The sequence below is a fragment of the Bradyrhizobium sp. CSA207 genome (assembly GCF_029051685.1).
GTDB lineage: Bacteria > Pseudomonadota > Alphaproteobacteria > Rhizobiales > Xanthobacteraceae > Bradyrhizobium.
In genome coordinates this window covers 126,151-141,172 of the sequence record NZ_JAACFT010000010.1, presented here as the reverse complement: position 1 = coordinate 141,172, position 15,022 = coordinate 126,151, and the positions used below count along the sequence as shown (strand labels likewise).

Below are 15,022 nucleotides of genomic sequence, written 5' to 3'. Positions count from 1 at the left end.
AATCGCCTGGTCCTCGGCGAAGGGACGTTTACTCGCTTGGTCGAGACGGATCTCGCGCGCGACAGTGTGGGGAATGATCGCGCCTGCCCGAAGCCATCGTGGTCAGCGGTCCGCGATGTCCAGCTCTCATGGCTCCATCCGTTTCGCGATCAGATCGGCGAACTCACCCAGGTTCCGGGCTGTCTCGACTTCGCCAACGCGGAATCGCACGCGAAACTTCTGCTCGATGGCGATGACGAGCGAGATCTGCATGAGCGAGTCCCACTCCTCGACATCGGCCGCCGATAGCTCGGGCTTGGCCGCGACCTTCTCAAGGAAGATGCCGTCGAGTACCTCCTGCAACTTCGCCAGCACTTCAGCTTGCTTCATAAGCCCTCCGGGTTAAGCGGATCTTTGTCGAACGCATCTGATACGTTTCCACCTTGAGCTCGAACTCTTTTCGGGTGGCGGAGTCTTCCGTACGCATGAAGCCAAACTGCTCGTAGATTCCGGCGACGATCCCGTTTTTTGCCGTTGGAACATAAATGCCGCGAACTTTTGCGCAGCCGGCGACCTTTGCAACCCGGAAAATCTCATTCATGATCTCGTCCTCGACCTGGCGCTTAAGTACGCGGCAGCTCATGAGCCAGGTATCGAGAACGAGGACGCCGCCCTCAATCTTTGCAATGACCACAGAGATGAGCCCGGAATCACCGAACCGATCCTCGAGCCGCATCGTGAAGCACCGGTAGTCCGGCCTTTTTAGGAGTCCCTGGATCTCAGTTTCGGATCGACGGACCGTCGTCAGGTTGAACTGGTTGCTGCGCGCGATCAGCTGGGCAATGCGGGGTAGGTCGAGCCGGTCGAACTCTTTGATCGTGCCTCGCATCTCGAGCGAGGCGAGGTAGGCTGGCATGTCGGTTACGCTCGCCGCGAGCTCCGTACGTCGCCGTTCCTGCCTATACTGCGCCGTCCGCTCGAGATCCTCCTCGGTGACGTTCCGTGGCTCGAAATGGCGCCCCGCCTGGAGGCGGCCGATGAATTCGGCGGGATCCGGCCCGAGGAGCACGCCTTCGACCTGGGGCTGAAACTGGCGCACGATCTCGATCTCCGCCGGGTTGTCGTCGGCGAAGACGAAGCTGTCCATGCCAACCCGGAGTTCATTCGCGATTCGCTGCAAGTTGTCGGACTTCGGGTCCCAATTGGCTTTGAAGGCCGCGAAGTGCTCCAGCCGGAGAACCATCTCGGGATGCTTCTCGAATACCTCGATCGCGCGCGCATGGTCGTTCTTGCTGCATACCGCAAGCAGGACGCCGCGTTCGGAAAGCGCAAGCAGGTACTTCTGGAAAGCCTTGAAAGCTTCGCCGCGGGGAGAGGAGTCGCCAAGTTCGATTCCCTCGACACCGTCCTCCGCGATCACGCCGCCCCATAAAGTGTGATCGAGATCGACTGCCAACACCTTCTTGGGGCCTTGCTTTCGGGAGGCGATCAGATGGCTTAGCTCTTGCGCGATGTCCACGAGAAAATCAGGTGAGCCGAGCTGCTTCGATTCATACCACGCTCGCGCATCCTCAGCGGCTGTGATTCCTCGGCGCGCCGAGAGGAACTCGACGTCGCAGATTTGAACCTCAGCTGGGGCCCGCAGCCCGAGCTCAAGGTTTACTGCTTTGCGGAAACTCCAATCGGCGCCAAGCGTGCGTGAACGAAACGAGCCGAGATCGAGGTCGGCGGGAAGCGCAAGATTGGATAGAATCACCGCCGCGCCCGAGCGTGCGGTGAAGGTCTGCGCGAGGTTGAGGAGCTGCTCCGCGGCGCCGACTGCAGCTTCGCGCTGACGTTTCACGGCATCGAGGAGCGAGCCGGAGAACCGGCAGTGGTTCGCGTTCGGCAGAATGAAGGCGAGATCTGGCTTGAAGGCGTAGAGTGGACTTGAGCCGTCGAGGATTTCCGAGACGAAATTATCGTACTCGCCGAGGAAGCGTTCGCACTCGACTCCACGAATTGCCAGAAGGTGTTCAACCAGTTCGTGTAGAGGATACAGGTTGTAGCCGCCGATCAAGGCGAGGCGGAGTTTTGGCTGGACACTTTCGATCGTAGGTAGCTTCGCCTTTTTTCGAAGCGTCGAGAGAAAGAACAGTTCGGAAAAACTCGCCGCTTGCCGCGACCGGGCGGCGAGATGCCCCCAGAACGCGGCATCCCCGGACAGCGCTAGGGACTTGAGTTCGGCATCATTGACGGGCCGGTCCGGCAAGACGGGTAGAGCAGCGAGAATAGCGAGCCTCCATCAGGGAAAGCAGCATCATCTGATTGCCACTTACATTAAATAATGATAATGTTTCAGTCAATATAATTAAATGCCTTTATTTAAGGTGAAATAAATAGATGGTGGCGTATATGGGAGAGTCGCCGAGCCCGGGCATGCTTTCCACCAAAGCTGAGAATCTTAAACGGCTTCCTGAAGGAAATAACCTGCTCCTCCGGGAGGTCCGGCTGGCGGACTCCGCGCAGATTGTCGCTTGGCGGAACGATCCCATTCTCGGCAAGTTCCTGACCCGAGAAACGCTGACCTTGACCCAGCAGGAAGAGTTTTTCCGAAGCTATCAGGCCAGGGTGGACGACTACTATTTCATTGCCGAATTCAAACGCTCAGGACAACCGGCTGCCAGCGTCGCCCTTGCGAACCTGGATTTCGCGGCGAAACGCGGCGAGGTGGCGCGGTTGATCGTTGATCCGGGCGCGCGCCTCTTTCTGGCAGAGATATTCGATCTGCTTTTCGACTTCGCGTTCGTGCAGCTAGGGCTTTCGGTCGTGGTAGCCAACGTGCAAAGCATGAACGGGCCCGCGAAGAACTTCCATATTCGCCTTGGTTTCCAGATCGAAAAGATTTCGCCGAAGGCTTGGTGGAACGGCGACGACGTGATTACGTTTCGGATGTCGCGCGAAGATTATCCGCGGTTGAAGCAGGCTTGGTCTGCGCTGCTCCTCGACGAGCGGGAAAGTTAATCGTCCGAGCAGCTAGTCGGAGCAGCGCATCGCGCTTCTGGAGGCGACGGATTTCGCTCTGGAGTTGGATGTCCTTCTGAGGCTCTCACGGACGGCGTCTGGATCACCGACCTTTGGTCCTTCCTGTTTCCGGAGCGCCCGAGGGAAAGTTCGTATCGTTTACTTGCTCGCGGAGACCTCTACAGTCCTGGTATTTTTACTCCGGCCGGACGCATCCATCTCTCCTTGGGCCGACAAGGGAAATAGGAACAGCATATGGATTTGCATTTTCATCATGTGGGAATGGCGTGCCGAAAGATCGCGGCGGAGCTGCCGGAGCTCGCAATAGCTGGCTACAGTCCCGAAGGCCCATTGTTCGAGGACCCGATCCAGCAGGTTCGGATTCAGTTCGTGTCCGGCGGCGGTCCGCGCCTCGAACTCATTGAGCCGGCCGGCACAGAATCGCCAGTAGCGGGTATACTGAAGCGCGGCAACAAATTTTATCATCTTGCTTACGAAGTGGACCGCTTCGACGACGCAATCGCTTCGTTCAGGGCGCAGCAGTATTTTCCCTTATCGTCACCGGCTCCCGCGGTCGCGTTTGATATGCGTCATGTAGTGTTTCTCGCCTCCGCGACTCTCACGCTCATCGAACTCATCGAGGCGAGAGCCTAGTGTGAATTGGCGAAAGCTGGATCGGGGGGTTGAGTGACGATTTGCGCGAATCCGTCAGACGAGACAGTTCTGCGGCGCCGTACCCACTCAGCAGCGCGGAGGCCGCCTGCCTGCAATCTTACGATCGGTTCAGGGCCAATGTCTGACAGCAGAATGCCCATGTGCCCCAATGCCGGAGGCGCTGTTGGCCAAACGCCCAATCCATTTGCTGACAATATGGTCCGATCCATATCGCCCCAAAACTGCACGATAGTGGCACCCGGGGGCGCGCAAGCAGCGAGGTGCGTTGCTTCCGGCGAACCGATACGAGGCTCCGCCGCCGGTCGCAGCGCGACGATGATTGCGTCCCACTCGTCGCGATACACAGCTTGGACGTTGTCAAAAGTGTCCACGCTCGCTCCGGAGCTCGCGAGACCGGCGCGGAGCGAGCCAACAAAGTCATTGTCACACAGCACAGCAATGCGATTCTTGTAAACGGATAAGCCGCAATCGTGAAGTTGCTTCACGCACAGTGGACCGAGAAACGAGAAGACATCGACTGCCGGGTGGCGTTCGTTCACGCCGACAATCGGAATTCCGCGCCGTAAGCATGCTTCCATGTCGAGGTCCTCGGGGCGAAACTCCCAAGCCTCAAACATCAAGGCGATGACGGCCTCCCTTGGTAACTTATCAATGAGCGCAGCGGTAAGAGGCCGAAGATGGCCACTGTTAGTTACAATATCCGTTTGATTGAGAATATCCGGAGTGATCTGCTCCAAGACGTCGATGCGATCGGCCACACCGACCGAATCTGCAAGCTCTAGGGTCTGTTGCCTGGCATCGCCCGGTGTGCCGTGCCGCGTAGGTTTCGTGAAGGCATAGACGCGCCTGGCTCCGGCCATCGCTGCGAGCACGGCCGTCACGGCATACGCGCCGGTCGCAGCCTCAGTGAGAACTGTTAGTTCCGAAAGATCTAGGAGCGTTTCCGTAAGCGCTCGGCTCATCAAGGCTCCCAGGCGCGGCAGTGAGAATCCTGGCCGCAAGGCCGTACCGAAGCCAGACCGCAATTGCCTGAATGCTGCTCCGACCTCGGGTCCGGTCATGAACTGCCTTTCGCTTTTACCACTTGGGAATAGAGATGCCTTGTGCGCCGCAATGTGGTTGGGCTGCCCGAACTCGTTGTGCGCCGAAAAGGATTTTTATGAGCGAAGTTGCTTCCCGGCCAATTAATGCATTTAAAATTATAATAGATCTAATTTAATGTCAAATGGCCGACCATAACAGCGCTCTGCCCCGAGACGGATAGGTCGCGGCCGATGGTTGCGCCTCAAATGTGGAATGCGCGCACGGCAGTGCAACTCAATGCTCGTGCTGGCTCTGCGACCGGAGTGTTGTTCATTGGTTGCCGTTGAGGGGCTACGCTATGATGCCAGGTCGGGAATTTTAAATTGATGAATTAACAAATTTAACTTGCAGCACGTCCATTCTGCCCTATTTTCACTGAACGACGATTGGAGGAGGACGCCGATGACCCACCTCGACGCCGACGGCGAAGACCGTCGTGAGTTCTTGAAGAGCTGTGGGAGATTTGCCGCCGTTACCCCTCCAGCTATGACGCTGTTGCTGTCCACCTCTCTGACTTCAGCCGCCATAGCCAGTTCAGGCGGCCATATTGTGCATGGCAACAATGGTTTCGGCAACGGCGGCGGTGACGGCAGTCCTAACAATAAAGAGGATAGCGATCGCTAGATGTTGCGGTCCAATGGACAGCCGCGCATTGCGGTGCACGGCGTCGCGGCCGTCGCAGGGGCTCAACCGGTGCGGCGGCGCTTGATCAATAGATCGCCCAGTTTCTTGCCGGCGCGAAGCTGCGCTTTCAGCCATCGGGGTTGCTTACCGCGACCGGACCAGGTCTCGGATGGGTTTTTCGGGTTCTGATACTTCGGCAGCACTGGCGGATAGGGGCGGCGCGCACGTTCCTCGTTCGGGGCCCCGGAAGTTCCCTCTATCCGGCGAAGCCGCTCTTCGAGCTTGGCTTTTTCCGCGATCATTCTACGGCTAAGTACAGTCGTCACCTCATCGTAAAGCCGCCACAGCTCGGCTGTGGTTGCGGATGCCCAGTCGTCCTTGTCCATGGAAGCCGTCCCCACTACTTCCGATTTGAAATAGGAGGGGGCATTATCAGGTCGAACCCCGGTCGGGCAAGCCTGATCGGCTAGCGCGTAGGACGCCAGTGTGCAGCCCGGTGCTTCTTGATGCTATCGGCCGGGCCCGGGCCTTCGACCGACCGGTCGCCTCCCAGCCGCTCTCCGCCGGCGGACCCTTCGCATTGGACCAAGCAAGCGCTGCTCGGCCATCAACACGCGACTACGTAAATTCTGCAATTCGGTGAATTGAACGATCAGAGCTTCATGCGTTTGCCGCAAAACAGCCGAAGAATACATGTGACCACCTACTCATTACCAGCGATGACCCGTGACTGCAGATTGAAGTTGCTGGGTTAACAAAAATGTCGCCCCAACTTTGCTGACCAGGTTTTCATCGGTGCTATTACTGAAGCAGAGCAGTTATCGTTCGAGACGTCTGATCAATGGTTGGAAAAAATTCGTGCCCCTCATTTTCGAGCCTCCCGCCTGGCACACGACTGAGATCAGAAAGATTCCAGCCGCTGTCGCGCTTGATGACCAGTCCTCTATAGATTTTGATGAATAGTATTACTTTTTGTGCCTCCTCTTCCTGTTCTGGGTCGAGGCTTTTCAGATTGCCTCGCTTCGGTGAAACTTTGTCGAATGTTAGATTTGAATCGTGAATGTCCCTATATATCGTTCGTAATAACCGGCCGGTAACGAGTTAGATGGATGTTAACCAATGCTGATCAAGCATCCAATTACTACACCAATAAATCTGCGGGAGAGTTTGCAGATCATGGCAATCTAGCATTGCGGTTAAGGGCGCTGTTTCGTCGATGAATTGGCTAATTCGGATTTTCCATGGGGGACCGCATTCCTACGGTGCTGCACGCATTCTCCAAGCGAGTTACAGCGATGTGGCCATCATGCGTTGTCGATACGTGTCGTGACGAAATTGGCAGTGCGTCGTTTTGGCAGATCGGATTGGTCATGCCTCCTGCGCGTCTCTAGAGAGAATGCTGGAACTGCTGCATGGGCGGTTGTTAGCGATAGGCAAGGAAGCATGCGCCGCATCAGAGTCGTCATCGCGGATCGCCACCCGATCGTCTTGCAGGGGATCAGCAGCGTCCTTGCGACGCAGCACGATTTTGCGATCGTGGCCTCCTGTGGCGATACTGCACGCTGCATTGAGGCGATCCGACTTCTTGTGCCGGACATTGCACTGGTCGATATTGCAATGCCCAATATCAGTCGACCGGACTTCCTTGCTCTCGCAAACACCGCTGGCCAGCGTACCCGGGTCATTTTCTTCGCCGATAAGGCCGACGATCGAAAGTTGCAAAGGCTGGCCGCGGACGGCGCCTGCGTCGTCCTCACGAAGGATGCGAAGCCGGAGATGTTGGTCGCGACCCTGCGGAAGGTTGCGGAGGGCCAGGGACTGGCATCGCGGTCGCCGAGCACGGGTGGGGAGGTCAGCGGGGAGTCTCGCGCAGGTGAGGAGAGGCCTCTGACACAGCTGACCGACCGGGAGCGGCAGATCATGAGGCTCGTATCGGAGGGGCTGTCCAACAAGGAAATTGGGCGTCGCCTGAACATTGCCGACGGTACGATCAAAGTCCACCTTCATCACATCTTCCAGAAGCTCGATATCAGCAATCGGACAGTTCTCGCGGCATTGGCAATTTCGCAAAACGGGCAGCATGTGGCCCCACGTGAACTCGACCCCTCCGGCCTACTACAGCGGGATCCGGCAGTTCGAAATGACGAGGACGTCAAGCGCGACAATGCCCTTCCGGAACGTACGCGTTAGCTGGAAAGCGCATCATATTGCGCGGTGAGGATCGGTTGCAGCGCCCAGATGCTCGGCCATGTGGCGGCAGGCTCCTTCGGCCTCGGCGAACGTTCGGAAGGGCGAACCGCTGATCTTGATCGCGCCATTGTTCTGGTAGAGCGGTCGCCAACTCGCCAGGTAGCCGGAACGTCCGTGAAAGCCCGGACCGGTGGGGCTCCCGAGGCTGATTACAAACGAAAAGCCATCGCCGCTCGCGCTCCAGATCTCCATGTTCGCGACGGGCCGGTGAAATTGTAGTGGCATGGCAATCATCCACTCCAGTTGTGCGCTGCCCAAGATAAATTAGAAAGATATATATTAAATAATGGTTTGGGAGTCCAGATTGGAGCTCCGGCGCCGGCAGGGGCTAGACACTCGAGTGTCAGGGAAATGGCGGCGATCTATCCGGCGCACGCTCGACAACCTCCATCATTTAAACAAAAGTTTTGGTTGAAAACGTATTTAATATATAATACGACTGAAACTAAATTTAAATCTGGGGAGAGCGCATCGTGACCCGGGATGGCAATGAAGATGACGACCGGCGGGCATTCCTGAAAACCTGCGGACGATTCGCGGCCGTGACACCCCCCGTCATGACGCTGCTGCTGTCGACCTCGCTGACCTCGACAGCCATCGCGCGTTCAGGCGGACAGAACGGAGCAACGCACGGCGACGACAGGGGCCAGTCATTCTTCGACAACGATCGTCCGTCCTCTGCAGCGTCGGGGTCCTCTGGCGGCGGATCCTCTGGTGGCGGGTCCTCTGGTGGCGGGTCACCTGGAGGCGGTGGCGCATCTGGGGGGCGCCGTGGTGGGTCATCTGGTGCTGGAGGATCATCCGGCGGTGGCGGCGGATCGGGCGGAGCGGCCGGTGGCAAAGGACCTTTCGCGACGGGGGGGAACTCTGGAAGCCCGAGCGCATATGGAGGCGTCGATTGTGCAGATGAAGAAGACGAGGAGCGGAAGCGCAACCCCGAGTGCGAGCGAGACACCACTCGAGTTTCGAGCGCAACCGGCTCCGAGCATTAACTCCGAGCATTAACAATGGCTCGTCCCGCTGTTTGCGCATGCCGAACAGCCTGGCCCGAAAGGGCGCGTGCCGCGCGTCTGAACGCATGAGTACTTTCTTAGCGCGCCGCCGCATCGCTACTGGCGACGCAGCATCTAAAAGTTAGTCGCGTTTCTCCAAATGATCGCGTTTTTCCCGATGATTGCATATTCTTGATTGCATATTATTCCCGGCCGTTAAAGTTCGGAATTCTCCCAGACATTTCGCTAGGAGACCTCACATGAAAATCTGCGCTCGAGTGGACGACCCCGCTGCTGTTCTTCGCCAGCGTCTCGAAGCTCTTGCCTTCCAACTCGCAGAACTTGAGAGTCTCAGAGACCGAGTAGGTCGAGAAGAGAACCGGCAGCGCGAGTTGCGCCAGTCGGGCTATCTCGGACGGCGAGCGAGCTCAGAGTGCAACCGAGCGGTCGTTGCAAGGTCGCAGATTTAAAGCTCATGCCTCCGCCGTCCGGTCGCAACCGATCAAATTATTTCAACGAGCGTTCGAAAGCGAACGGATGCCTGGACTTAAATCGATCATAGTTCGCTTCGGCCGGGGGCGATCGGTTGATCTGCAGCAGCATCCCCCATGCCGAGAGTAGTCTCCTGGCGCAGCGCCTGCTGGGCGACGACGGGGAGTCTTCAATCCATTATCTGGTTTCGCTTGAAAGGATGAAAGCTCGTGAATGATGCCAATATGAAAGTCGAAACGCATGTCGATCCGGTAAATGAGAACACGAATGGTGCAAAGCCAAGGTTCGATTTGCCGCTATTAAATTTCCAGGAGCTCTTCCGCGGCTTTGCCGAGCAGGGCGCCGCACAGGCCAAGAAAAATATTGAGAACATGAAGGCGATTTCCGAGGAGATCAGCGACGTTCTCCGCGAAGCCTGTTCCATGAACGTCAAGGGTACCGTCGATTACGGCGCCAGGGCCATCGAGATTTCCAAAGACAATACCAGCGCCACCCTGGAATTTTTATCCGGGCTCGCTGAGACCAGATCGCTGGTGGATATCGTGCATCTTTCGACCGCCCGAAGCCGCGAAGCTTTCGAAGTCGCCTCCGCGCAGAATCGTGAGCTTTGGGAACTCGCGCAGAAGGTCGCGATCGAGACGACCGATCCCATTAAGACCAGCTTCAACCGGCTATTGCGCAGGACCGTCTGAATCGAGCTACCGGCCGCGCGGATCGGCTGGATCAGGGTCTCCGCGACAAGGGGAGGCTCGGTCCAGTCGATGGCGGGCCGGCGTGCCCAGAGTCCGCAACAGGTTACAGGAAATCAAGATGGGTATGGTGATGATCAAGTGCCCGGAAACGGGCGACGCCATTTCGACGGGTATCGAGACCGATCGCGAAAGGTTCCGCTGCAGCGCGGTATTCTTCTCGCGCACCTATTGCCGGATCTGCGCGGCTACACACGAGTGGTTTGCGAGAGAGGCTTGGGTCTACGAGCCTGCCCTCGATAGTCGGTTGCCGGGCGGCTGGCCGGCGTCTCGTGTCGGCGCGGCGTGAACACGCCCTGCTGAGCCCTGCGAAACGATCCGATCGATCCTGCGGCTCATCAATTTGTAGCACTCGCATGCTACGGCTTCGAGTCGCGGCCGATCAATCTCGAGCTGACCGCGCCGGTTGGATTTCAACGCTCTCGACGCGCGCAACGCGCTCACGACATGCGTGACGGTGGTGCGGCGGACGCCCAGTAACTCCGACATGGTCTCTTGCGTCAAAGGGAGGAAATTGCCGTCATTCGTCCGGTCGTGGATGTGAAGCAGCCAGCGAGCCATCCGGGCTTCGACGGAATGCAGCGCATTGCAGGCCGCGACGTGCTGAAATTGCGTCAACAGCGATCTCGTGAAGATCTGCACCATGGATGCGATCGCGGGGCTGCGACCCAGCGCCGGCAGAAATTGCGCCGCCGGGATCTGCAGCACGGATCCTGGTACGCGGACGACCGCCGTCAGGGGTGAGCGGGATGCGCCAAGCGCCGACATTAGACCGACCGCACCTTCATGGCCGACCACCGCTATGGCAACAGTCTGACCGTTCGGCAAGTCCACGATAAAGGCGATCGCGCCACTACAGGGGAACAGAAGGTGTTCGATCCGATCGCCCGATCGGACCAGCACTGCGTCGCGCTCGAGCACGACTTTCCGCAGATGAGGTGCAAGCAAACTAAAATCCGCCGGCGGCAACGCTGCTAACAAACGATTACCAACTCTGGTCGCGTGGTCCATCACGGGATTCGCCCCCGACGGATGGCCGGTGCTGGGACCGTGCCGACTTGCGCCCTGCACAACTCAACAGTGGTCCAACCGGTCCCCGCGGATATGGTTCCTATTGTGGATGCGTGCGTGTGCGACGGCACAGCAACGCACAATCCCGTTAAGTCCTGCGGCCGGCTCCAACTGGAGACCGGCAGGCTCGCGAGCATCGCAGCTGATCTTGGCCAAGCCTATCGTTCGGCCGGCTTCGCGGGAACCGGTCGGAGGAGCCGCTATATGCCCATGCGGCGGATGCCCATTTTCGGCCGAATAAGCTTGGGGGCGACCGCCTAATCATTGATCGTTCTTAGCGCCCTGATGCGCCCACCATCACGAGATCGATATTTGCAGAAGATCGTTGGACCTCATTCTGACACCATGAGTCTGGGGACTGTTGCAGTGATCGACGCCGCTCATGGTTCGCCGCGATATCCGCGCCGCTTCCCGCATCTGATCGACAGGGCAGATCGGGGTGCGGCAGCAGGGAAAGGCGGGGCTATCCGAGGTCACGTCGAGACGGTCTCGGAGCCGGGCCCGACAGTCAACCGGAGCAACGATGGCCGCGACGGACCATGCCAGACTGCAATTGTGGTCACGACGGCATGTGTCTTCGGTGAACTGACCGGATCCTCACCGGTTCCGGGATTTACGGGATAGGCCGGATAGTCTGCTCCCGCAATGGAGAGGCGCAGCCGTTCACCCTTCTTGAGCGTTGCACAGGTGGCGGACAGTTTGAGCCGATATCGTCCCGGCGTCGCACTGCGATGGTGTGCATAGCCGCTCGAAATCTGAAGTATCCTCTCATCAAGGGTCACGCGCGAAAGGATGCAGGAGAGGTCGAAGCTGGGGCGATCGCAGCTCAGGTCGAGTTCGACCTCGGGTTCACCAGCCACTTCGATCTCGCGCTCAAGCGCTTCCGTCGTGAAGGTCACGACGTCGCCGCGTTCGTCGGTGATGCGACGATCGACCGGGCCAGCCGGGACGCCGTAGTAGCCGCCGACGGTCGGCGTGGGCCGCCAAGGGTCGTGCACGATGTGCTCGACATTGTCCTCCGCATCCTGTCGAGGACTGAGAGTGCCATCTTGAGTGTCCATCGACGTCCGACCCGTGCCGCCCAGAAACAGGTCGTGCGTGCTGTCTGGCAGATCTTGGTACCGCCGCCATGTTCTCAGCCCGATGTCGAACAGCTCGATCCCTCCGCGTTGCGCCTCACTCGGAAGACCCTTGAGAGTACGATCAAAGAACCGGATGTGATCCATGTCGACGTTGCGTTGCGCCTCTGGCCCGAAGTCCACCGCGCCGACCGTGCGTGCCCAGGGAAAATGGGTCCAGGGTCCGACGACGAGCTTGGTGTCCTCACTGCTGGTTGCGAGTGCTCGGAAAGCCTCGATCGTCGCCGTCAGGAACGGGTCGAACCAGCCTCCGACAAACAGCATCGGCAAGCGGCGCGCGCGAATGGTGTCCACGCTCGTCTCGGGCGAGATGCGGTCCCAATACGGTGCATCGGCCGGCGTCTCGAGCCAGTCCATGACATGCGAATAGTGCCGGTACTTCTGCAGCAGCTGTGGCATTGCCGCGACCGGGCCGTTGAACGGCAAGTTACCTGAGGCGGCTTGAAGAGCGCTGAAGGCATCGTCATCGCCTGCGCGTCGTGCGGCCTCTGCCGTGATCTGAATGCCCCAGCCGATCATGTGCTTCATCTGCAGGGCGCCGTTCTCGTAAGCCCAGTGCGCCGGATTCCACGGGCCCATCGCCGGCGCGAGGGCCTTCAGCGAGGGGCAGTCTCCTGCTGCCGCAAGGAACTGGTTGTAGGCTTGATAGGAAAAGCCGTACATCGCGACATCGCCATTTGCGCCATCGAGACGTGCCGCCCATTCGACCGTCTCGGCGCCGTCCTCGACTTCGGTTTCACCGGGCCTAAATGTCCCCTCTGACGTGCCGCGTCCCCTGACGTCCTGGACCACGACGATATACCCATGCGAGGCGTACCACGATGGATGCGCGTAGCAGATGCTGCATGCGATGCGCCTGCTGTAGGCCTGGCGCTGCAGCAGAACCGGGTACGATCCCGGCGCCGCCGGACGATACACGTCTGCATCGAGCCGTGTGCCGTCCTTCAGCGTCATTGTTTCAATTTGGGGCGGCAGGACGGACAATCGATGGGGCCTTGCTGACATCTTCTCAACCTTCATCGAAGTGAATTCATGCGCTACCGGCGTCCTTAACCGGTGATCGACGGCGTGAAATCCGCCGTTGGCCTAATTCGAGAGAGCGGATATTCGTCGACCTCCGAGATCAGCTTGATCAAGCGGCTGGCGGCGCGCTCGATAGCCGTGTGGCCCCGCTCACCATCGGCGAGGGCCGCATTGCCGCAGGCTCCCTTGGGATTGATGTCCTGCATTTGCCAGCCGAAGCCGACTGAGCTGCTCTCCGGCATGAGCATTTCGCATTCCGTCTCCAAAGTCTGAGACAGAGACCTGAAATCCTCCGCGAGCGCCATGTCGACGAGGTCCGGATGCAGATAGAGCATCGCGCTCGTTTCGATTTCGCCCCCGTGGATGCCGTGCTTGCGTTCGGCGGCTGTGAACAGGTCTGACATATCCGTGAAGCGCGACCATTGCGAGGAGACGGCCAGCATGCCCAGCCTGACACGCAACTCGCGGCAGACGATCTCCATGACCTGCGGCTGCCCTCCATGCGAGTTGACGAAGACGACCTTGCGGACCCCCGCTCTATGAATGCTTTCGCAGACCTCGTACCAGACACGGCCCAGAGTTTCCGCGGAAAGCGTCAGCGTGCCGGGGAACGCAGAGTGCTCGTTCGATTTGCCGATGGACATCGTTGGCAGGATCAGGGCCGGAAAGTCGTCGGCCATGCGTGCAACCGCGTGCTGCAGGATGCCATCGACGATGGCGGTATCAACACGAACGGGCAAATGGGGTCCGTGTTGTTCGACGGCGCCGACTGGCAGGACAGCGACAATCCTGCTCATATCCAGCCGGCGGAAATCCTCGGCGGAGAGGTCCCACCACCAATGCGATCTTAGCTTCATCTCAGTCGCCTTCTGTTTCGGCGCCCGAGCGGTCTCATCCCTCAGGCGGTCGCCAATCATTGTTGGCTATCAGTACCAACATGAAAAGCGCCTAATTTCGTCTGTTGCGTTGCTCTTTGGGCAACGCAGTCCGGAACGCTCCGGCCACGGCGATGACGTCGCTGCCCGCGCATGTCAGCCGGCAACCTCCCGGATCATTGCCTTGAGCATCTCCGCCAGCACGCTCGCGATCGCGCTGGTGCCGCGAGTATGGCCTACCAGCATCAGCGCCTGCGCATCATGAGAGAGCTCGCGAACCGTAACATAGGCAAGCCGTCCGGCACGTCGCTCGAACTCGACGTCGAACGGGGTCAGGAAGCTAATGCCGTCATTCAGCATCACGGCATGCCGCATGATCTCGATCGAGTTTGTCTCGATGGCCGGCTGCAGGTCGATCGCGACACGAGCGAAGGCCGCGTCCAGATAGGGGCGAATCGCGCTGGTGGTGTCGGCGATGACGAGAGGGTAATCGATACAATCGCCAAGGCGAATGCCGGTTCGCTTTGCCAATGGATGGTTCGGTGCCATCACCGCGCCAAGCCGACCGACCCCACGCGCGAGCACTTTCAAGTTGCTGTCCTTGCCGAAGTCGAATCCGATGCCGAGGTCCGCTTCGCCACTGGCAACAGCGAGCTGAATCTCCGTTCCTGTATTGAAAAGCGTCAGGTTCAGCTTGACCCGCGGATTGGCGGCTCGAAACTCCTTCACTGTGCTCGGGACGAGGTTCGAGGCAAGACCGCTCATCATCGCCACCGTGATTTCGCCCCGTCGCAGGCCTTTCAATTCCTCGATCTTCACCTGCGTCCGGCTCAGCTCCTTGAGCGTCTGGCGGACATGTCCGATCAGGACTTCTCCGGCGGCCGTGAGGATCAGCTTCTTGGGAAGACGCTGGAAGATCGGCGTTCCCAACTGTGTTTCAAGTGCCAGAATCTGGCGGCTGATGGCCGATGCCGCGACATTGAGGCGGTCCGCCGCCTTGCGGATCGAGCCGGTGCGGGCGACCTCGTCGATATAGTTCAATAGCCGGCTGTGAAGCATATCCGAGG

General features: G+C 59.0%; 15 protein-coding genes. 6 read left to right on the top strand and 9 right to left on the bottom strand.

Annotation, left to right across the window (positions count from 1 at the left end; all coding sequences use genetic code 11):
* Positions 1 to 126: 126 nt before the first annotated feature.
* Both GWG65_RS13590 and GWG65_RS13585 read right to left on the bottom strand, forming a co-directional pair.
* The gene (locus GWG65_RS13590) at positions 127 to 369 is read right to left on the bottom strand and encodes an acyl carrier protein (protein ID WP_275196067.1); all 243 of its coding nucleotides are present in this window, start codon (positions 367 to 369) and stop codon (positions 127 to 129) included.
* A complete protein-coding gene (locus GWG65_RS13585) occupies positions 356 to 2,230 on the bottom strand; it encodes an HAD-IIIC family phosphatase (RefSeq protein ID WP_275196066.1) in 1,875 nt (624 codons plus the stop codon). Before GWG65_RS13585 ends, GWG65_RS13590 begins: the two co-directional genes overlap by 14 nt.
* Before the next feature lie 131 nt (positions 2,231 to 2,361).
* On the opposite strand from GWG65_RS13585, the gene GWG65_RS13580 reads away from it, so the two are divergent.
* Both GWG65_RS13580 and GWG65_RS13575 read left to right on the top strand, forming a co-directional pair.
* Entirely contained in the window at positions 2,362 to 2,982 is a 621-nt protein-coding gene (locus GWG65_RS13580; RefSeq protein WP_275196065.1) for a GNAT family protein, read from the top strand.
* Between the two features lie 255 nt (positions 2,983 to 3,237).
* Positions 3,238 to 3,636 carry a VOC family protein gene (locus GWG65_RS13575; RefSeq protein WP_275196064.1) on the top strand — a complete coding sequence of 133 codons (399 nt, stop codon included), beginning with the start codon at positions 3,238 to 3,240 and terminating at the stop codon, positions 3,634 to 3,636.
* Here the strand turns inward: GWG65_RS13575 and GWG65_RS13570 are convergent.
* Positions 3,633 to 4,619 (bottom strand): hypothetical protein, encoded by a 987-nt coding sequence (locus GWG65_RS13570; RefSeq protein ID WP_275196063.1) that lies wholly within the window; start codon positions 4,617 to 4,619, stop codon positions 3,633 to 3,635. The two genes, GWG65_RS13575 and GWG65_RS13570, sit on opposite strands and share 4 nt — an antisense overlap.
* 523 nt (positions 4,620 to 5,142) lie before the next feature.
* Between GWG65_RS13570 and GWG65_RS13565 the strand changes: the two genes are divergently transcribed.
* Entirely contained in the window at positions 5,143 to 5,364 is a 222-nt protein-coding gene (locus GWG65_RS13565) for a hypothetical protein (RefSeq protein ID WP_275196062.1), read from the top strand.
* A 62-nt stretch (positions 5,365 to 5,426) separates the two neighbouring features.
* Here the strand turns inward: GWG65_RS13565 and GWG65_RS13560 are convergent, their stop codons facing one another.
* The gene (locus tag GWG65_RS13560) at positions 5,427 to 5,750 is read right to left on the bottom strand and encodes an H-NS histone family protein (protein WP_275196061.1); all 324 of its coding nucleotides are present in this window, start codon (positions 5,748 to 5,750) and stop codon (positions 5,427 to 5,429) included.
* 1,057 nt (positions 5,751 to 6,807) lie between these two features.
* Here GWG65_RS13560 and GWG65_RS13555 point away from each other — a divergent pair.
* Positions 6,808 to 7,554, top strand: coding sequence for a response regulator transcription factor (locus GWG65_RS13555; protein ID WP_275196060.1), 747 nt, complete (start codon positions 6,808 to 6,810; stop codon positions 7,552 to 7,554).
* A gap of 12 nt (positions 7,555 to 7,566) precedes the next feature.
* Here the strand turns inward: GWG65_RS13555 and GWG65_RS13550 are convergent, their stop codons facing one another.
* Complete coding sequence (locus GWG65_RS13550; RefSeq protein WP_275196059.1) at positions 7,567 to 7,839, bottom strand: hypothetical protein; 273 nt, start codon at positions 7,837 to 7,839, stop codon at positions 7,567 to 7,569.
* Positions 7,840 to 9,307: 1,468 nt separating this feature from the next.
* Between GWG65_RS13550 and GWG65_RS13545 the strand changes: the two genes are divergently transcribed.
* The gene (locus tag GWG65_RS13545) at positions 9,308 to 9,790 is read left to right on the top strand and encodes a phasin family protein (protein ID WP_275196058.1); all 483 of its coding nucleotides are present in this window, start codon (positions 9,308 to 9,310) and stop codon (positions 9,788 to 9,790) included.
* A 118-nt stretch (positions 9,791 to 9,908) separates the two neighbouring features.
* On the top strand, positions 9,909 to 10,136 hold the full coding sequence (locus GWG65_RS13540; RefSeq protein WP_275196057.1) for a hypothetical protein: 228 nt from the start codon (positions 9,909 to 9,911) through the stop codon (positions 10,134 to 10,136).
* Here GWG65_RS13540 and GWG65_RS13535 read toward each other — a convergent pair.
* The 4 genes from GWG65_RS13535 to GWG65_RS13520 form a co-directional block, all read right to left on the bottom strand.
* Positions 10,070 to 10,858 (bottom strand): Crp/Fnr family transcriptional regulator, encoded by a 789-nt coding sequence (locus tag GWG65_RS13535; protein WP_275196056.1) that lies wholly within the window; start codon positions 10,856 to 10,858, stop codon positions 10,070 to 10,072. The genes GWG65_RS13540 and GWG65_RS13535 overlap by 67 nt on opposite strands.
* Before the next feature lie 533 nt (positions 10,859 to 11,391).
* Positions 11,392 to 13,077: a CocE/NonD family hydrolase gene (locus GWG65_RS13530; RefSeq protein ID WP_275196055.1), complete on the bottom strand. Its 1,686-nt coding sequence runs from the start codon at positions 13,075 to 13,077 to the stop codon at positions 11,392 to 11,394.
* A gap of 29 nt (positions 13,078 to 13,106) precedes the next feature.
* Complete coding sequence (locus tag GWG65_RS13525) at positions 13,107 to 13,937, bottom strand: creatininase family protein (protein WP_275196144.1); 831 nt, start codon at positions 13,935 to 13,937, stop codon at positions 13,107 to 13,109.
* A gap of 174 nt (positions 13,938 to 14,111) precedes the next feature.
* Positions 14,112 to 15,014: a LysR family transcriptional regulator gene (locus GWG65_RS13520; protein ID WP_275196054.1), complete on the bottom strand. Its 903-nt coding sequence runs from the start codon at positions 15,012 to 15,014 to the stop codon at positions 14,112 to 14,114.
* Between the last annotated feature and the right edge of the window lie 8 nt (positions 15,015 to 15,022).